The organism is Chryseobacterium nakagawai, assembly GCF_900637665.1.
GTDB lineage: Bacteria > Bacteroidota > Bacteroidia > Flavobacteriales > Weeksellaceae > Chryseobacterium > Chryseobacterium nakagawai.
Window position 1 is genome coordinate 2,722,643 of the sequence record NZ_LR134386.1, and the last position, 14,822, is coordinate 2,737,464.

Sequence of the window (14,822 nt, forward strand, 5' to 3'; positions counted from 1 at the left end):
TTTTATTAACGCGGTGATTGTTATGTTATGGTTTCGTTTTCCATAAATCTTAACATTTATAAATACTAAAGCGATAGTCTTTTTCTATTTTTGTTGAGATAACGGCATTCTTCCTTTGTTTGGGAATTATTTTATTTTAACAAATTGCCATTCAGGTAATCAATGTAAGTTCTGGCAGTATTTTGCTTATTTGAAAATACTTTTCAGGTACATTGCATTTTTAATAGCCGCAGTTCCCCAGGTATTATTAAAGAATATAAAGGAAACCTGTTGGGTATTGGAAAGATTTTCTGCAAGGTTATTAAGGAAGCTTTCGCTGTATTCGGATTTGTATAGTGTCGGTTTTCCGTGAAGTCTGTAGTATATTGTATCAGGATGATTGATAACGATATCTTCAGGGAGGTTTCCTGGGAAACTTACCCCTGAGAAAACGATGTTTTTGCTTTTTAAAAGATCAAAAATGTCATTTTTCCACCAGGATTCATGACGGAACTCAATGACATTTAAAAAGCTGCTGTCAATATTGTTCATGATCAAATCAATATTTTCAGGAGTATTTTTAAAGGAGGGTGGAAGTTGGTATAAGAATCCGGAAAGTTTTTGATGAAGATGCTTATAGATATGTTGGCAGAATGCTATAATTTCTTCTTTTGTATCTGCCAAACGTTTTTGATGGGTAATAGCTTTAGGAATTTTGATGAAAAATCTGAATGATTCGGGGGTTTCATCATACCATTTTAAAAGTGTTTTGGCAGTAGGAATTCTATAAAATGTGGAATTGATCTCAACAGCATTGAAAGATTCCGCATATAAAGAAAGAAAATCTTTACTTGAAACATTCTCAGGATATAATGACCCTTTCCAGTCATTATTATAAAATCCCGAACATCCGATGTAAAGATTTCCTTTTTTCATCCTATTATTTTATTTTATATCCAGATCCACTGAGTTTAATCTTAATGAATTCAGAATCACGGATAATGAACTTACACTCATCGCTGCAGCGGCAATCATTGGTGATAACAAAATTCCAAAGAATGGATACAATAATCCTGCCGCAACCGGAATTCCCAAAACATTATAGATAAAGGCAAAGAATAGATTTTCTTTGATGTTTTTAACCAGCTTTTCACTTAACAGCTTCGCTTTTGCTACACCTAAAATATCTCCTTGTAATAATGTGATTTCTGCGCTTTCAATAGCTACATCAGTACCAGTTCCCATAGCAATACCTATATCGGATTGGGCAAGAGCGGGGGAGTCATTAATTCCATCTCCGGTCATGGCAACGACTTTGCCCTGTTGCTGTAATTTTTTTACTTCATTTAGTTTATCCTCAGGAAGGCAATTTGCTTTAAAATGTTTGATGCCTAATTCTTCTGCAACAGCTTTTGCGGTGTGTTCATTGTCTCCGGTCATCATTATGATATCAATTCCTTCACTCATTAATTGATGGACTGCTTTTTTAGAACTTGCTTTAATTTTATCCGTAAAGCTTATAAATCCTAAGACGTTATGGTCCTGAGCAACATAAGAAATAGTATGAGCTTTTGACTGAACTATTATTGCTTTCTGCTTTAAGGTATCAGGAATCTGTATCTGATGAGATGTTAGCAGACTTTCATTTCCAAGATAAGCTGTTTTTCCATTGATATTTCCTTTTACCCCTTTTCCTGAAACGTTTTCAAACTGTTCTACTTTTTCTGCAGATATATTTTCATCCTTTGCCCTTTTAATAACGGCATTGGAAAGTGGATGTTCTGAGTTTTGATTCAGTGAAAAGGCAAGTTTTAAAATCTGGTTTTTATCTTCATTGTTTGCCGTTTCAATATGCTCTACAGAAGGTTTTCCTTCCGTTAAAGTGCCTGTTTTATCGGTAATCAGAACGTTTACCTTATTCATTTGTTCCAGAGCTTCGGCATTTTTGATGAGAATACCATTCTTAGCTCCTTTTCCGATTCCCACCATTAAGGACATCGGAGTTGCCAGTCCTAAGGCGCATGGACAAGCTACAATTAAAACAGCTACAGCATTCACAAAAGCAAATAGGCTTCTTTTTCCTTCAGGACCAAAGAACTGCCATAATACAAAGGTAAGAACTGCAATAAGAATGACAACAGGTACAAATACTTTTGATACCTTATCTGTCAGTTTTTGGATAGGTGCTCTGCTTCGGCTTGCCTCATTCACCATTTTAATGATCTGTGAAAGTAAGGTTTCATCGCCAACTTTTTCAGCTTTCATAATGAATACCTGATTTCCATTGATGGTTCCTGAAGAAACTTTATCATCAACGTTTTTTTCAACAGGAATGGGTTCTCCTGTAATCATACTTTCATCCACGATAGAGTTTCCTTCTATGATCTTTCCATCAACCGGAATTTTTTCACCCGGTTTTACCTTTAAATGATCCCCGATTTTCACCTGAGACAGCAATACTCGTTTTTCTTCACCATTCACCATAAGATTAGCTTCATCCGGTGACAGGTTCATCAATTCCTTAATTGCATTTCCTGTTTTTTTATGGGCAGCAGCTTCCATCAACTGTCCCAGGATAACCAGGGTAAGAATAACACAGACTGCTTCAAAATACAACGGGATTTCATGATTATGTCCACGGATTTCATGAGGAATAATATCCGGGAAAGCTAATGCTGTAATACTGAAAATAAACGCCGCAGCGACCCCCAGTGCAATCAAACTAAACATGTTAAGATTCCATGTTTTGAATGAAACCCAGCCTCTTTTTAACAGAAACCAGCCGGAATAAAACATAACAGGAAGCGTTAATGCCAGCTCAATAAACCCTTGGATTTGGTGGGAAAAAGGGAAATCTATAAACATCCCACCCATAGAGAGGATGAAAACAGGAATGGTAAAGGCTAATGAAATCAGAAATTTTCTTTTCAGAATGTTGTAGGTTTCATCTTCTTCATCGTCACCACTATCAGGCATTCTGACCAGATCCATCCCACAGATCGGACAGCTTCCCGGTTCATCACTGATGATTTCAGGGTGCATAGGGCAGGTATATTTCGCTGTTTTCTTTTCCGGGTATTTGACAAGGTCCATTCCGCAAACCGGACATCCTACATTGGAATCATAAGTTTTATCTCCTTCACAATACATAGGGCAGTAATATCTTCCTGCCATTTCATCAGTAACCTTAGGGGCTTCGTGATTATGATTATGATTATGATTATGATTATGAGCGTGTGAATGCGAATGAGCTTGGTGTGAAACTGCATTTTTAGCCATCTCTTCAGAGATCTCCTCCAGGTGCATGTGGCATACAGGACAGTCTCCTTTTTCACCATATACTTGATCTCCTTCACAGAACATTGGACAATAGTATTTTCCAACACTGTCTTTAAAGTTTTCCGGAAGATTTGTCGCTGAATAAGTCGGTTTGTGATTAGGATCTTTTGCCAGCTTTTCTTCGATGGGAACTAGATACATATTACAAACCGGACATCTTTCTCCCTGTTTGAAATATACTTTATCTCCTTCGCATTCCATTGGACAATAATATACTGACGATGGTGATACACGATCCTGAGGTTTTACAAAAGCTTTTTCAGGATTATCAGGATCTTCAAGTCTGTATTTTCCTATTTCCGCTAAGGACTCATTTAAAACGGAAAGAGCAACCGCGTGCTCAGAGGCAATAGTAGCAGTATTGTTTTCCAAGTTTACATCGGCTGTAACTCCTTCAATACTGTTCAATTGATTGAATATTTTTTTCTGGCAACCGGAACAGGTCATTCCGAGTATTTTATACTGTTGTTCCATGATTCTTAAATTTATACTGCAAATCTCCAAAATGAAAATCTAAGGCTGTTATAAATTTAAGGATAATAGTTATAGAATTTGGGTTTGAGAGTATTAGAGTTTGAGAATGTTAGAGTATTAGGGTATTAGAGTGGAGGTTATGGGTTGATTGTTTATTATAACATTAAACTCCCAGACTCTCAAACCCTCAAACTCTAATACTCTCCACCTCTCAAGATCAATTAAAGGCTGTCAAGAGACTTCCTATGGTGATCTTTTAATTTCTTAAATTCTGTAGGGGTGAATCCGGTAACATTACGGAATTGGGTAGAAAGATGTTGAACACTTTTGTAGCCCAGTTTTCCTGCAATTTCAGTTAGGTTGAATTCATTATATAAAAGGAGCTCCTTTACTTTTTCTATTTTTTGAAGAATGAAAAACTGTTCAAGAGTTATGTTTTCATTCTGTGAAAATGTTTTTGAAAGGGAGCTATAATCTTTATGAAGTTTTGAGCTTAAAAATTCAGAAACAAGAAAATCCTCATCAATGTCAAGTTCACTAACTTTTACAATAACGAGGTTTTTAATTTTTTCAATAAGCTGATGTGAAGAATCCATGATTCTCTCAAAACCGGTTGCAAGCAATTTTTCTTCAATAGATTGCATGATGGTTGTGGAAACTTCTGATTCAGTTTCCACTTCTCCCAGAATAACGGAATTGGTCTTTATATCTGCATTGTTAAAGATGGTTTCTACTGCGGCAATACATCTGTTGCAGACCATATTCTTGATGAAAATTTTCATATTCCACTATTTAACCTGTCTTTTACAAACTCAATCTGGGTCTTACCATGGGGAGCAGGATTCCCATTGCTGTCTAGATTAACCATGACGATTTTATCAACAGTGATAATTGTTTGATGGGTCATTTTATTACGGACATCACATCTTAAAGTAATAGAGGACGAACCAAAATGAGTGGCTTCGATACCGATTTCTATAATATCTCCCTGTTTTGCGGAGCTTACAAAATTGATCTCAGAAATAAATTTAGTCACTACTTTCGTATTTTCAAGCTGGATGATGGCATATAATGCCGCTTCTTCATCGATCCATTGTAAAAGTCTTCCTCCGAAAAGAGAGTGGTTAGGGTTTAAATCTTCAGGTTTTACCCATTTTCTTGTATGATAGTTCATGTTCTTAATAATTTGCAGTACAAATTTAGTGTTAAAAGCTGGGGTTATCAAAAGAATAGTATTTATTGATCAAAAGAGAACTATTCATTTTCTCAATCATTTTCTTTTGGAGCGCATTGCTTTTGTCTTCGCGATGCTGGGATCATTTAATAGGTTGTAATATTCTTCACTTTCTATAGGATATAAGGCTACTTTCCCTTCTTTATTATGATGAAACCCAAATCCATATCTTTTGGCTAGAGGAGAGGATCGTAGGCAGGCTTGACCTTTGGAAAAGAATTTGTCTCTTTCTGCCTGCTTTTCATTTTCTAAAATATCATGCTGAAAAGCGTAACATTCAAAAATAATATCATCAGAGGAGTATTGGTAAGGATTTTTACTAATTTTTTCATATTGAAGATTTGCTAAGGTCTTTTCTTTCTTTTCAGGTGGAACCTGTGCTTTAGAAACAGGGCAGTCTTCAGCAACTTCTATAAGAGTATTGAGATAATTAGTGGAGTGTTGTTTCATAATTTATGGCCTTATAAATATGGCGGTAAACGCAACTATAAATATACTATTATTCTCTATATGCTAAAATATCACCTGCTGAAACCCCATTAACCTTATCTATAGTTTCAATTATTGGGGATAATTATTTCTTTTTTATAATAATTTGAAAGATTTTTTATTATGTTAACTAACTTTAACTTTTCATATGATATAGTGTTTAATGTATTGATTTTCAATTGTTTAATAATTTCTTTTGATTGAGTATTTAAACTAAATTCAAATGAATGTGATAAAGAGATAAAAAAAAGCTTTGATTTGAAGTTTTTAATTGTATCTTGCATACGTTTATATTTGGAATCAATATTTGTTCATTAATTTATGTTGCTTTTCTTTTATATACCAAATTTTTATTAATTTTTTAATTTATTTTAAAATGAACATTTTTGTTTCAAACATCAATTACGCAACTAAAGAGTATGAGTTGCACGATCTATTTGCAGAATTTGGTGATGTATCATCAGCTAAAATCGTAACAGACAGAGAAACTGGCCGTTCTAGAGGTTTTGGTTTCATCGAAATGGGTGATGAAGAAGGACAGCAGGCTATTGAAGCTCTTAATCAAAAAGAATTCAACGGAAAAACATTAAACGTATCTGAAGCTAAGCCAAGAGAAGAGAAGCCAAGAAGAAGCTTCGATAACAACAGAGGCGGAGGTTACGGTGGTAACAATCGTGGAAATGGTGGCGGAGGTTACGGTGGTAACAACCGTGGCGGTAACGGCGGCGGAAATCGTTGGTAAAAAATATGAAGCGGCTTTTTTAAGCCGCTTTTTTTATGATTTCTTTTTCTTCTTCTTTTTGTCTTTTTCTTTCTCTTTGCTGATTTTCACTTTTTTCTCTTTCTTCGGATTTAATATCTCATCAGCGACTTCAAACTTTGGTTCTTCAATTTTCGCAGGCTTGATTTCAATTTTAAGATCAAAATACCCTTTAAGATCACCCTGTGTAAGTAATTTTTCACTGAATAAAAATTCAAGGATTTCTTTTCCGGAATCATTGAAAAAGTTGTGCGTGAGTTCTTTTAACAGAAATTTTCTGTATTCTTCAAACGGAACAATTACCGTGTATTTGAAGATCCGTCCTTCTTTTTCCGTAGATAGATATCCCTTTTCAACCAATATTTTCAAATATGTGGAAACCGTGTTTTGGTGTGGTTTAGGTTCCGGATGCTGCTCCATAACGTCCTTCAGATAGAAAGATTCCATTTTCCAAAACAGCTTCATAAAGTTTTCTTCCGCGGCAGTAAGATGATTGATTTTCATATATTCTTCTAATGTTGAAATTGTATATTGCAATAAAGATAGATAAAAGATACCATAAAAGCTATTCCAGCTCCCATAAATACTTCTTTTATCGTATGTCTTTTTAAAATAATTCTGGTAAGACCTACCAGGCTGGCGATTCCCAGCCATATAATACCCATTTTCCAGTCTAAAGTAAAAAATAATGCAGCTACAAACACATTAAATGCAGTATGCATTGAACTTTTAATAAAAAAATTACTAATCTGAAGGGCAAAAAGCAGGATTAAAATAAAAAGGGTGACCAGATCAATATATCCATTTTTGATATAATTAAAAACAAGGTAAATAATAATACAAGCCGCAATAAATACATAGAGTGTCTTTCTCTGTATCCGGTTGGAAACATCCATATTAGTGTACCTTCCTGTTTTTACATTCCATATTAGCCATATAATGACTGGAACAATAATCATTAATAGTATGGGTAGAAAATAAAGTAGGGATTCCTTAAATGTATACTCCCTGATGCTCATATACACAAAAAAGATAATCAGAGAAACCAGCGGGTTGAAGAAATCAGAGATAACCTTTGATATTTTGTAGAGAAGCGAAGATTCTTTTTCTTCCATATTTAAGTTTAAAAATCAAATATAAGATTATAAGCCCAAAAAACAAATGACGGTTGGTTGATTCTATAGATAGATTGCAAGATGTTGAAAATAGTGGTAAGCGTTAATGATCTTTAAGATATGAGATGTTTCTTTTGTTTCTTTTTGAAAATATTTAACTTTAATAACTTTTGTTTTTAAAGAAGAAAAGAATAATTATCATTGAATATTTTTGAAATCGTAAAGATAAGAAAGGCTTAATGACAGTTAATAAGCTAACATTAATATCTATATATGAAACAATTACTTGTATTTTTTCTGCTTCTTTCAGGGAGTCTGACCTTTGGACAAAATTATTCTTCAAAAGAATTTTCTTCCACAAAAACTCCTGTTCATCAATTGAGAATCTATGAAATTCCGAAGGAGAATAAGCAAGTTTTTTTAGATCGGTTTAGAGACCACGCCTTGAGAATCATGAAAAAATATGGATTCAATATCGTATCCATTTGGGAGTCTGAATTTGAAGGAAAAACAGAATTTGTTTACCTGCTTGAATGGACGGATGAAAATACTATGAAAATGGCATGGCAGGCTTTTATGGCAGATAAAGAATGGAAAGATATTAAGATGCAGACTGCAAAGCTTCATGGTGATTTTGTCAATAATATTGAAGACAGAACCTTGAAAATTACAGAATTTTCACCGGAAAAGAGGCTCTTGAAATAACCAAAAGAGATATTAACAATAATTAAAGATGAAAGAATTGGGAGAACAAAATGTGATTTTTTTTTGATCTCAGTTTTATCTTTTATTTCAGGGAAACTATACTGGCAGGCTGATTTCTTATATATTTTAATAAGAAAATAACATCCGGAATGCTGTTTTAAAAATGTTTCTTAGGGTCGAAAATTAAGAATAATCCATTCCGCCTGCAAGTAGATTTTAGAGAAAAAACGAAAAGTTACTTATGCATACAATAAAAACAAAGTTTTTTTCATAATTTTGCTCAACTATTTCATCATAAAAAAGCAAGAGCTAACACATGAAAGAATTTTCTAAAGAGGTATACCTGAAGTGGTATGAAGATATGACAATGTGGAGAAGGTTTGAAGACAAATGCCGTTCTCTTTACCTAAAACAAAAGATCAGAGGATTTTTACATTTGTATAATGGCCAGGAAGCAATTCCTGCCGGATTTACACATGCAATGGATCTTACAAAAGATAGTATGATTACTGCTTACAGATGTCACATCCATCCAATGGCGATGGGAGTAGATCCTAAGAGAATCATGGCTGAACTTTGTGGTAAAGCTACAGGTACATCCGGAGGTATGGGTGGATCTATGCACATTTTCAGTAAAGAGCACCGTTTCTACGGAGGACATGGTATTGTTGGAGGACAAATTCCTTTGGGAGCAGGTATTGCTTTTGCAGATAAATATTTCGACAGAAAAGCGGTGAATATCTGTTTCTTCGGAGATGGTGCTGCAAGACAAGGGTCATTACATGAAACATTCAACATGGCTATGAACTGGAAACTTCCTGTAGTATTTGTTGTTGAAAACAACCAATATGCAATGGGAACTTCTGTAAAAAGAACAGCGAATCACGAAGATATCTATAAATTAGGATTAGGATATGAAATGCCTTGTCTTGCAGTAGATGCCATGGATCCTGTAAAAGTAGCCGAAGCAGCCTACGAAGCTATTGAAAGAGCTAGAAGAGGAGATGGACCGACATTTATTGAAGCAAGAACTTACCGTTACAGAGGTCACTCTATGTCTGATGCTGAGCCTTACAGATCTAAAGAAGAAGTAGCTATTCATAAGAATGATGACCCAATTGAATTGGTAAAACACAGAATTCTTGAAAACGGATGGGCTACAGAAGCTGAATTGGAAGCTATGGATAACAAGTCAAGAGACTTTGTTGAAGAGTGCATCGAATTTATGGAGAACTCTCCATATCCAGACGCTGAGAAAATTTATGAGTATGTGTATGCTCAGGAAAATTATCCATTCTTAGACAAATTAGAAAACTAAAAGATAATGAGTTAATTTGACAATTTGAAAACTTGAGAATGAGATGATATTACATCCTTTTTTAATTTTCAGATTTTCAGATTGCTAAATTTTCAAATTAAAATAAATTATGGCAGAAGTAATTACGATGCCCCGCCTTTCCGACACTATGACGGAAGGTAAAGTGGCGAAATGGCATAAAAAAGTAGGCGATAAAGTAAAGGAAGGAGATATTTTAGCTGAAATTGAAACTGACAAAGCAGTTCAGGATTTCGAATCTGAAATAGAAGGTACCCTTTTATACGTTGGTGTAGAAGAAGGTGCTGCAGCTGCTGTAGACTCTGTTCTGGCAATTATCGGTAATGAAGGAGAAGATATTTCGGGATTAACAGGTGGAGCGGCTGCTCCCAGTGCAGGTTCTGAAGAAAAAAAATCAGAAGAACAGCCTAAAGCAGAAACTGTGGAAACTGCTTCAGCAGAAGTTCCGGCAGGAGTAGAAGTGATTACAATGCCAAGACTTTCTGATACAATGACAGAAGGTAAGGTTGCTAAATGGCACAAAAATGTTGGTGATACAGTAAAAGAAGGTGATCTTCTTGCTGAAATTGAAACAGATAAAGCGGTACAGGATTTCGAATCTGAATTCAATGGAGTACTATTGAAGCAAGGTGTAGAAGAAGGTGGTGCTTCTCCGGTTGATACTGTATTAGCTATTATTGGCCCTGCAGGAACTGATATTTCATCTGTAGGAGCTCCTAAAGCTGCTGCTTCGGCGTCAGAAAAACCAGCTGAACAAAAAGCAGAAGCTAAGGCTGAAGAAAAAGCTGCTCCGGCTGCTAACACTTCATCTTCTGACAGAGTGGCAATTTCTCCATTAGCTAAGAAAATGGCTCAGGATAAAGGAGTTGACATCAATAGTGTTCAAGGTTCAGGTGAAAACGGAAGAATCGTTAAAAAAGATATTGAAAACTATCAGCCAGCTGCAAAATCAGCGGCTTCAGCTCCGGCTGCAAGTGCTGCTGCGCAGGTTGCTGTAAACTTCGTTCAGGGAGAAGATACAGAGACTCCAAACTCACAGGTAAGAAATATTATCGCAAAACGTCTTTCTGAAAGTAAGTTCTCTGCTCCTCACTATTACCTGATGGTTGAAATCAACATGGATAAAGCCATTGAAGCTAGAAAAGAGATCAATTCTATTCCGGATACGAAGATTTCATTCAACGATATGATTATTAAAGCAACTGCGATTGCTCTAAGAAAACATCCTCAGGTAAATTCAAGCTGGGCAGGTGATAAGATCATCCACAGAGGAAATATTAACGTTGGAGTGGCAGTAGCTATTCCTGACGGATTGGTAGTTCCTGTATTGAAGAATACGGATCAAATGTCTTACACTCAGATTTCTGCAGCTGTAAAAGATATGGCTTCAAGAGCTAAGAATAAAGGTCTTAAGGCAAATGAAATGGAAGGATCTACATTCTCTATTTCTAATCTTGGAATGTTTGGAATCGAGACATTTACAAGTATCATCAATCAACCCAACTCTGCCATCCTTTCAGTAGGAGCAATCATCGAGAAGCCAATCGTTAAGAATGGTCAGATTGTAGTAGGAAACACTATGAAACTTTCATTGGCATGTGACCACAGAGTTGTAGACGGTGCTACAGGTGCTCAATTCTTACAAACACTAAGAACTTATTTAGAAAATCCATTAACTTTGTTACTGTAATTTTTCTAAAAGATATATACTAAAACCTCCCAACCGGGAGGTTTTTTATTTTTGGAGAGCTAAGGAAAAAACCTAAATATAGATGTGAGTAACATCGTTGTATTCCAATTCTCTTCATAAGAAAATATTATATTTATGAAATAATTTTCCGGAATCTATAAAAATAAAAAATGATGAATAAGATAGGTGTTGTTTGTGTTATAATTGCGCTTGCTATATTAGGTGTATTCTTTTTGGCAAGTGATTCTGAATATGTTTTAGAATCGGAGCCCAGAGAAAATACTATTTTTTCAGAAAATAATGTTTTTAGTTTAAGCCCGAGTTTGAGAAGTGAAGACGGTGATATTTATTACACGATTAATACATTTCTATTTGCTGACAGTAAGAAAGAGAATGGGCCTGTTGTTGTTATTGATAAAATTAAAGTAACTCTTCGTTCAGATGGAAAAGAAATTCCTGTGGATGTAGAGAACTTACAGAGTAGCAAAGGTATTCTCTTTAAACAATCTTCCAATGAAATAATTCATCATAGCGCTGCTGCGAGATATTTTTATGTCAATTGTGATCATTCAGATTATACTTTAAATCTTAAGCTTACTTATGGATTAGAAGGGAAATCTTATACTATAGATAAAGAATATCGATATAAGAAAATACTACATACTACAGGAAAAAAGTTAATAAGATTATTCTGAATATTCTTGCATTGATTATTGGTTTTTATTAGTAGATGTATTTATTATATTTATAGTTACAATATTGTTTTGTTCTATTTATATTTACTATTTTTGAATCATGATTAAAGCGAGAAATATCCATAAATCTTATGGGAATTTAGAAGTACTGAAAGGAGTTGATATTCACATCAAAGTAGGGGAAGTGGTTTCTATTGTTGGGGAATCTGGTGCAGGAAAATCAACATTGCTGCAGATTTTAGGAACGTTGGATCATCCTACTCAGTCTGGGAAATATGATACTGAAATTGAGATTGCAGGAGAGTCATTTATCAATATGAATGATAAACAGTTATCAAAATTCAGAAATCAAAATATTGGTTTTGTATTTCAATTTCATCAGCTGCTTCCTGAATTTACTGCTTTAGAAAATGTTTTACTTCCTACTAAAATTGCAGGAGCTAATGAAAGGGAATCTCTTGAAAAAGCTTATGCCTTGTTTGAGGACCTTAAAATTGAACAACGACTAAATCATAAACCCAATCAGCTTTCTGGTGGAGAAGCACAAAGGGTAGCCGTTGCAAGGGCTTTAATCAATTCACCTAAAATTATCTTTGCTGATGAACCTACGGGAAACCTGGATTCAAAAAATGCGGATGACCTTCACAGACTGTTTTTTGATCTTAGAGATAAATATAATCAGACTTTTGTGATTGTAACCCATAACCCGAATCTGGCTGAAATTACCGACCGTAAACTTGTTATGAAGGATGGAATGATTATAGAATAGCTTTTTTACACCAATGATGAAACATTTCCTTTTTCTTTTTATACTTTTAGTTTCCTGCTCAAAAGCTGAATCACAGCAGGCAGAGGTGTTGGGAATTCCCCAATCCAGAATTTCAGAGATTAAAAGCTTCATTAAAGATAAAGGCTATAATCAGGATCTGGCAATTTTTATTAACTTTAAAATTCCATCCGGAAAATACCGCTACTTCATTTACGATCTGAAAAATAATAAAATAGTACAAAAAGCTATCGTAGCGCATGGCTCAGGATCTGTAATCTCAGGATCAAATGCTTTGAAATTCAGTAATATTGAAGGTTCTTATCAGTCTTCTCTTGGAAAATATGCCATTGGAGGAAGCTATGTAGGACAATTTGGAAAAGCTTACCGTTTAAAAGGGTTGGATCCAACTAATGATAACGCTATGCAGAGAGCGATTGTTCTTCATTCTTTTAGCAGCGTTCCAGATGTTGAATCTGAAAGAGCAACCTCATTGAGCCTGGGCTGCCCGATGCTTTCAGTTAATGCTTTTAAAGAGACTGCGAAATACATTGACAAGTCGGAGCTGCCTATTATTTTATATGCCTTTTATTAATCTATAATTTATACTTAATTCCATATGTCCTTAAAATTTTTGGCAGAAGACGACAGACCACGGGAGAAGTTCTTACAAAAAGGTAAGAATTCACTTACTGATTCTGAACTCTTAGCCATTATCATGGGAAGTGGGAATAGGGAGGAGAGTGTGTTGGAACTAGCAAGAAAGATTTTAGCCTCTGTAAACAATAGCTGGCATCAGTTAAGTTTGCTTTCCGTTAAAGATCTGATGAAATTCAAAGGAATAGGAGAAGCTAAAGCCATTTCCATTATTACAGCTTTGGAAATTGGGAGAAGAAGAGCGGGACAGGAAATTCCGGAGCGTTCAGTGATCGGAAACAGTCATGACGCGTATTCAATCCTGAAAAATCATTTGTCAGATTTAAGAACTGAAGAGTTTTGGGCTATTTTTCTAAATAACAGCAACAAAGTAATATACACTTCACAGCTAACACAAGGTGGAATCAGCCAATCTATCGTAGATGTCAGGGTGCTATTTAAAACAGCTCTTGAGCATTTTTCAACAGGAGTGATTATTGCTCATAATCATCCTTCAGGCAGCCTTAAGCCAAGCAAAGAAGATATTAACATTACCCAAAAAATAAAAGAAGCTGGAAATGTATTAAGCATTCAGCTTTTAGACCATATTATCATTACACAGAATTCATATTTTAGCTTTTCGGACGCAGGATTATTATGATAAGAAGATTGAAATACCATGAAATTGATTTTGTAAAATATTCTCAATGTTTGGAAAATTCTGAGCAAAGAAAATACTCTGCAACAAAAGACTTTTTAGACATTACAGCTCCCAAACAATGGGAAGTACTTGTATATAATGATTACGAAGCAGTAATGCCAATCCCTTTTGTGAGAAAATATGGAGTGAAAATCGTCCATAATCCAAAACTTTGTCAGCAATTAGGGGTTTTCTCTAACAAGGATAATGTAAATCTGAATGAACAGTTTTTAGATTATCTGGAGAGTCATTATCTGATTAGAGTGTATCCATTTAACGATGGTAATGAACTTCGTACAAAACTCAGAATAAAGAAAAATTTTTTGATTTATCCTGATGTCTATGAAAAAGTTTATGCCCGATATTCTCCTAAGAGAAAGAGAAAACTGAGACTTGATGAAGAAGTTTTGAATCACTCAGAAATAAGGCATATTTCTTATGATGAAGTGAGAGCTTTTATAGAATCCAATATCGTAGGGCTTGGCAAAGAAAGTGATCTGGCTGGTTTTATGGAGATCTATAAAGCCTCTTACCAACTCAAATATTTGAGTTTTCTAGCTTTTTATTATCATGGTGAAATTATCAATGCTATTGCCACTTATTCGGATTGTAATATGGTTGCACTTTTAGGAACTTTTAGTAATAAAGAATATGTAAAACTTTCCGGAGCTTCTGTACTGATTGACCGGATGATTAAAGAGACAATAGAGACTCATGTTTTTGATTTTGAAGGAGGAGATATTCCGAATATTGAAGAATTTTTTAGAGGATTCCGTCCAGAGTTGAAACCTTATGCACTCATAGAATCTTCCAAAAAAGACCTGTTTAAAAAATTAGGATCTTTACTTTTAAAAGGACGGATTTTTTAATGATAAAAAGCATTGTTTAGATTGGTTCTAAGTTA

General features: G+C 34.8%; 16 protein-coding genes. 9 read left to right on the plus strand and 7 right to left on the minus strand.

Going from position 1 to position 14,822, the window contains the following annotated elements; all coding sequences use genetic code 11:
- Positions 1 to 186: 186 nt before the first annotated feature.
- The 5 genes from EL260_RS12325 to EL260_RS12345 all read right to left on the minus strand — a co-directional run bounded on the left by EL260_RS12325 (position 187) and on the right by EL260_RS12345 (position 5,476).
- Complete coding sequence (locus EL260_RS12325) at positions 187 to 915, minus strand: DUF72 domain-containing protein (protein ID WP_123855637.1); 729 nt, start codon at positions 913 to 915, stop codon at positions 187 to 189.
- Between the two features lie 9 nt (positions 916 to 924).
- The gene (locus EL260_RS12330; RefSeq protein WP_123855638.1) at positions 925 to 3,792 is read right to left on the minus strand and encodes a heavy metal translocating P-type ATPase; all 2,868 of its coding nucleotides are present in this window, start codon (positions 3,790 to 3,792) and stop codon (positions 925 to 927) included.
- A 221-nt stretch (positions 3,793 to 4,013) separates the two neighbouring features.
- A complete protein-coding gene (locus EL260_RS12335) occupies positions 4,014 to 4,574 on the minus strand; it encodes a helix-turn-helix domain-containing protein (RefSeq protein ID WP_123855639.1) in 561 nt (186 codons plus the stop codon).
- Positions 4,571 to 4,966 (minus strand): acyl-CoA thioesterase, encoded by a 396-nt coding sequence (locus EL260_RS12340; protein WP_123855640.1) that lies wholly within the window; start codon positions 4,964 to 4,966, stop codon positions 4,571 to 4,573. The genes EL260_RS12335 and EL260_RS12340 overlap by 4 nt, the downstream gene beginning before the upstream one ends.
- A gap of 96 nt (positions 4,967 to 5,062) precedes the next feature.
- Complete coding sequence (locus EL260_RS12345; RefSeq protein ID WP_123855641.1) at positions 5,063 to 5,476, minus strand: DUF6157 family protein; 414 nt, start codon at positions 5,474 to 5,476, stop codon at positions 5,063 to 5,065.
- A gap of 415 nt (positions 5,477 to 5,891) precedes the next feature.
- Here EL260_RS12345 and EL260_RS12350 point away from each other — a divergent pair, with 415 nt between their 5' ends.
- Complete coding sequence (locus tag EL260_RS12350) at positions 5,892 to 6,257, plus strand: RNA recognition motif domain-containing protein (RefSeq protein WP_123855642.1); 366 nt, start codon at positions 5,892 to 5,894, stop codon at positions 6,255 to 6,257.
- Positions 6,258 to 6,290: 33 nt separating this feature from the next.
- On the opposite strand, the gene EL260_RS12355 is transcribed toward EL260_RS12350, so the two are convergent.
- Complete coding sequence (locus EL260_RS12355; RefSeq protein ID WP_123855643.1) at positions 6,291 to 6,779, minus strand: BlaI/MecI/CopY family transcriptional regulator; 489 nt, start codon at positions 6,777 to 6,779, stop codon at positions 6,291 to 6,293.
- Positions 6,780 to 6,787: 8 nt separating this feature from the next.
- Complete coding sequence (locus EL260_RS12360; RefSeq protein ID WP_123855644.1) at positions 6,788 to 7,390, minus strand: phosphatase PAP2 family protein; 603 nt, start codon at positions 7,388 to 7,390, stop codon at positions 6,788 to 6,790.
- Between the two features lie 273 nt (positions 7,391 to 7,663).
- On the opposite strand from EL260_RS12360, the gene EL260_RS12365 reads away from it, so the two are divergent.
- The 8 genes from EL260_RS12365 to EL260_RS12400 all read left to right on the plus strand — a co-directional run bounded on the left by EL260_RS12365 (position 7,664) and on the right by EL260_RS12400 (position 14,787).
- Positions 7,664 to 8,095, plus strand: coding sequence for an NIPSNAP family protein (locus tag EL260_RS12365; protein WP_123855645.1), 432 nt, complete (start codon positions 7,664 to 7,666; stop codon positions 8,093 to 8,095).
- 316 nt (positions 8,096 to 8,411) lie between these two features.
- Positions 8,412 to 9,413, plus strand: coding sequence for a pyruvate dehydrogenase (acetyl-transferring) E1 component subunit alpha (gene pdhA, locus EL260_RS12370; protein ID WP_123855646.1), 1,002 nt, complete (start codon positions 8,412 to 8,414; stop codon positions 9,411 to 9,413).
- 109 nt (positions 9,414 to 9,522) lie between these two features.
- The gene (locus EL260_RS12375) at positions 9,523 to 11,121 is read left to right on the plus strand and encodes a pyruvate dehydrogenase complex dihydrolipoamide acetyltransferase (protein ID WP_123855647.1); all 1,599 of its coding nucleotides are present in this window, start codon (positions 9,523 to 9,525) and stop codon (positions 11,119 to 11,121) included.
- Between the two features lie 170 nt (positions 11,122 to 11,291).
- Positions 11,292 to 11,816 carry a hypothetical protein gene (locus EL260_RS12380; RefSeq protein WP_123855648.1) on the plus strand — a complete coding sequence of 175 codons (525 nt, stop codon included), beginning with the start codon at positions 11,292 to 11,294 and terminating at the stop codon, positions 11,814 to 11,816.
- 100 nt (positions 11,817 to 11,916) lie between these two features.
- Entirely contained in the window at positions 11,917 to 12,585 is a 669-nt protein-coding gene (locus EL260_RS12385; RefSeq protein WP_123855649.1) for an ABC transporter ATP-binding protein, read from the plus strand.
- Positions 12,586 to 12,598: 13 nt separating this feature from the next.
- Positions 12,599 to 13,177 (plus strand): murein L,D-transpeptidase catalytic domain-containing protein, encoded by a 579-nt coding sequence (locus EL260_RS12390; protein ID WP_123855650.1) that lies wholly within the window; start codon positions 12,599 to 12,601, stop codon positions 13,175 to 13,177.
- Between the two features lie 24 nt (positions 13,178 to 13,201).
- A complete protein-coding gene (radC, locus tag EL260_RS12395; RefSeq protein ID WP_123855651.1) occupies positions 13,202 to 13,879 on the plus strand; it encodes a RadC family protein in 678 nt (225 codons plus the stop codon).
- Positions 13,880 to 13,929: 50 nt separating this feature from the next.
- On the plus strand, positions 13,930 to 14,787 hold the full coding sequence (locus EL260_RS12400; protein WP_228445437.1) for a hypothetical protein: 858 nt from the start codon (positions 13,930 to 13,932) through the stop codon (positions 14,785 to 14,787).
- The last annotated feature ends 35 nt before the right edge of the window (positions 14,788 to 14,822 follow it).